This window comes from Streptomyces flavofungini, assembly GCF_041028215.1.
Lineage (GTDB): Bacteria > Actinomycetota > Actinomycetes > Streptomycetales > Streptomycetaceae > Streptomyces > Streptomyces flavofungini_B.
The window spans coordinates 1-3,688 of sequence record NZ_JASKYR010000837.1 but is presented as its reverse complement, the minus strand read 5'-3'; the positions used below and the strand labels follow the sequence as shown (position 1 = coordinate 3,688).

The 3,688-nt window shown below is 72.9% G+C and carries 2 protein-coding genes; both read left to right on the top strand.

Translation table 11 applies throughout. The annotated features are described in order from the left end of the window. On the top strand, window positions 1-2,374 hold a 2,374-nt coding region (locus AB8Z36_RS35275; RefSeq protein WP_369217470.1), incomplete at its 5' end, for a PfaD family polyunsaturated fatty acid/polyketide biosynthesis protein. Window positions 2,375-2,403: 29 nt separating this feature from the next. Next, window positions 2,404-3,688 (top strand): beta-ketoacyl synthase N-terminal-like domain-containing protein (locus AB8Z36_RS35270; RefSeq protein ID WP_369217469.1); only part of this gene is annotated, 1,285 nt, incomplete at its 3' end.

Here is a 3,688-nt window from a genome sequence, read left to right as displayed (position 1 = left end):
CTTCGAGGAGTTCCCCGAGCAGACCGCGCTCGCCGACTCGGTGCTCGGCTATTCCATCCGCGAACTGTGCGTCGAGGACCCCCGCCGCGAGCTGAAGCTCACGCAGTTCACCCAGCCCGCCCTCTACGTCGTCAGTGCCCTCGCCTGGCTGCGCGAACAGCGCCTGAACCCCGGGCCGCCCGACTTCTTCGTCGGGCACAGCCTCGGCGAGTACGTGGCGCTTTTCGCCGCCGGTGCCTTCGACTTCGAGACCGGGCTGCGCCTGGTCGCCCGGCGCGGCGAGCTGATGAGCCGCGCCGACGGGGGGCGGATGGCGGCCGTCCTCAAGTGCGACCTCGAAACCGTGGAGCGGGCCCTGTCCGAGCACGGCCTGACCGGCCTGGACATCGCCAACCACAACGCTCCCGGCCAGTTCGTGCTCGCCGGACCCGCCGACCAGATCGCCGCGGCCAAGCCGGTCTTCGAGGGCCTCGGCGGGCAGTACGTGCAGCTCAACGTCAGTGCTCCCTTCCACTCCCGCTATCTGCGCGCCACCGCCGAGGAGTTCGGCCGCTACCTGGAGGGCTTCACGCTGCGCGACCCGTCCGTCCCCGTCATCGCCAACGTGGACGCCCTGCCCTACCGCCCCGGCGAGGTGGCAGCGCAGCTCGCCCGCCAGATCGCCTCGCCCGTGCGGTGGACGGACACGATCCGCTTCCTGCTGGACCGGGGCGACTTCGAGTTCGTGGAACTGGGCCCTGGCCGGGTCCTCGGCAAGCTGGTCGCGAAGATCAGGGCGGAGGCGGAACATGGTCTGGCGGGGGCGCCTTTGACCGTCGCGGCGCCGACGCCCGCCGCGGAGGCTGTGGCGCCCGCCGCGCCCGTGGTCTCGGCTGAGGCCGTGGCGCCCGCCGCGCCCGTGGTATTCGGTGAGGCTGTGGCGTCCGATGAGTTCGTCGTCCCCGCCGAGCCTGTGGCGTCCGCCGCGCCTGTGGTCGTCGGTGAGGCTGTGGCGCCCGCCGTGCCCGTGGGCACAGCCGATCCTGTGGCGCCCGCCGCGCCCGCCGCGTCCGCCGCGCCCGTGGGCTCCGCTGAGCCCGTGCGGCCCGGCACGGGCGCTTCGCGTGCGGGTGGGGGTGCTTCCGGGCTCGGGGCCGCCTCCTTCCGGGAGCGCTACGGTCTTCGCCACGCCTACCTCGCGGGCTCCATGTACGGGGGAGTGTCCGGTCCCGAGCTGCTTGCGCGGCTCGCCAAGGCGGGCGGCATGGGCTTCTTCGGCACCGGCGGTCTCCCTCTCGACCAGGTCGAGGCAGGGCTCGACGCCGTACGCGCCGACCTCGGCGCCGACGGGCCGTACGGCGCGAACCTGCTGCACCAGCCCACCGACCCGGAGCGCGAGTCGGCGCTGGTCGACCTCTTCCTGCGCAAGGGCGTCCGCACCGTCGAGGCCTCCGGCTTCCTGCGGATCACCCCGGCCCTGGTGAGGTACCGGCTCAGCGGCGGCCGGGTGCTCGCCAAGGTGTCGAGCACCGACATGGCCGCCGCCTTCCTCGCGCCCGCGCCGCCCGCGCTCGTGCGGCGACTGGCCGACGCGGGGCAGGTCACCGCCGACGCCGCCGCCCGCTACGCCGACGTACCGCTCGCCGACGACCTCTGCGTGGAGACCGGCTCCGGCTGGTACGACGCCGTCGGCGGCCTCACCACCCTGCTGCCCGCCGTACTCCGCCTGCGCGACGCCGCGTCCGGAGCGGGACCCCGGGTGCACGTCGGCGCCGCGGGCGGCATCGGCGGTCCGGAGGCGGCCGCCGCCGCGTTCCTGCTCGGCGCGGACTTCCTCCTGACGGGGTCCGTCAACCAGTGCACGCCCGAAGCGGACACCAGCACGGCCGTCAAGGACCTGCTCCAGTCGCTCGACGTGCACGACGTGGCCCTCGCGCCCGCCGCCGAGATGTTCGAACTCGGCGTACGCGCCCAGGTCGTCAAGCGCGGCGTGTTCCTGCCCGCACGCGCGGGGAAGCTGCACGACCTGTGGCGCCGCCACGACTCCCTCGACGCCATCGACGCGCCCACCCGCCGCCAGATCGAGGAGAAGTTCCTGCGCGGACCGCTCCCGGCCGGGACCGCCGCACCGGGCGGCGACCCCAAGCGGCACATGGCCGACGCCTTCCGTGCCTACCTCGACCGGGGCTTCGACCTCGCCCGACGCGGTGCACCCGGCAGGACCGTCGACTACCTGATCTACTGCGGGCCCGCCATGGGCGCCTTCAACTCCTGGGTGCGCGGCACCGTCCTGGAGTCCTGGCAGTCGCGACACGTCGACGCGATCGCCGAGCAGCTGATGACCGAGACGGCGGAGCTGCTGCGCGACCGCGCCGCCGTGTTCGCCGCGCTCTGAGCCGAGCAGCAAGGGAAGAGGGAACGACCGTGAGTTCGCACGACGCCACCGACGCCTCCAAGGGATCCGACGCCATCGACGTCTCTGGGGGCTCCGACACCTCCGACGCCTCCGACGTCTCCGGGAACGACATCGCCATCGTCGGCATGGCCGGGCGCTTCCCCGGCGCGGACAGCGTGGGGGAGTTCTGGGAGCTGCTGCGCTCGGGCCGCGAGGGCATCACCCGGTTCAGCGACGGGGAACTGGCCGACGCCGGGGTGCCCGCCGCGCTGCGCGCCGACCCCGCGTACGTACGGGCCCACGGCATCCTGCCGGACGTCGACCTCTTCGACACCGGCTTCTTCGAGTTCACGCCCGCCGAGGCCGAGGTCATCGACCCGCAGCACCGTCTCTTCCTCCAGAGCTGCCACACGGCGCTGGAGGACGCCGGATACGACCCGCGCCGCTACGACGGCCTGATCAGCGTCTACGGCGGCGCCGCCATCAACACCTACCTCCAGCAGCACGTTCTGCCGAGCATCGACCAGACCGCCACCTCCGACCACTTCAAGGTCATGGTCGGCAACGACAAGGACTTCCTCGCCACCCGCGTCAGCTACAAGCTCGACCTGCGCGGCCCCAGCTACAGCGTCCAGACGGCCTGTTCGACCTCGCTCGTCGCCATCCACCTGGCCTGCCAGGGGCTCATCAACGGCGAGTGCGACATGGCGCTCGCGGGCGGCGTGACGGTGAAGCTGCCGCAGGCGCGCGGCTACCTCTACGAGGAGGGCGCGATCCTCTCCCCGGACGGGCGGGTCCGCACCTTCGACGCGGCGGCCGGCGGCACCGTACTCGGCAACGGCGTGGGCATCGTCGTCCTCAAGCTCCTGGAGGACGCCCTCGACGCCGGGGACACCATCCACGCCGTGATCAAGGGCACCGCCACGAACAACGACGGCTCCCTGAAGGTCAGTTACGCCGCCCCCGGCAAGGAGGGCCAGGCCGCCGTCATCGCCGAGGCGCACGCCGTGTCGGGCACCGACCCGGAGAGCGTCTCCTACGTCGAGGCGCACGGCACCGCGACCCGGCTCGGCGACCCGGTGGAGGTCTCCGCGCTCACCGACGCCTTCCGCCGCTCCACACCGGCCACCGGCTTCTGCGCCATCGGCTCCCTGAAGTCCAACGTCGGCCACCTGGACGCCGCCGCGGGCGTCGCCGGAGTCATCAAGACGGCGCTCATGCTGCGCCACCGCTCCCTGGTCCCCACCCTCAACTACGCACGCCCCAACCCCGCCATCGACTTCGCCGCCACCCCGTTCTACGTCAACACCGAGA